Annotated in this window: 1 protein-coding gene; it reads right to left on the bottom strand. The window is 63.3% G+C overall.

The genetic code is table 11. From position 1 onward, the window contains the following. Window positions 1–264: hypothetical protein (locus HU736_RS21690; RefSeq protein WP_217862407.1), on the bottom strand; the 264-nt coding region annotated here is incomplete at both ends.

The raw sequence follows: 264 nt of genomic DNA on the forward strand, positions 1-264 counted from the left end.
TGTCGGTGCCGCCGCCAGCGAAGGTGCTGTCGACCTGCTTGTAGCCGTCGAGGCCGTTGAAGCAGAAGACCTGCTTGGTCACTCGGTTGCCAAACGGGTCTTCGGGTGCGATGGCGGGGTCGGCGGTGTAGAGGATCAGGCGGCCCCGGTTGTCGTAGTCGAAGGTCTCCTGACCTGTGCTGCTGCCGTCTTCCCAGGTGCGGTTGACGACCTGATCAAGGTCGGAATACAGCAAGGTCTGCTTGCAGGTGCGGGTGATGCCGG

This window comes from Pseudomonas shirazensis (assembly GCF_014268785.2).
Taxonomy (GTDB): Bacteria; Pseudomonadota; Gammaproteobacteria; order Pseudomonadales; family Pseudomonadaceae; genus Aquipseudomonas; species Aquipseudomonas shirazensis.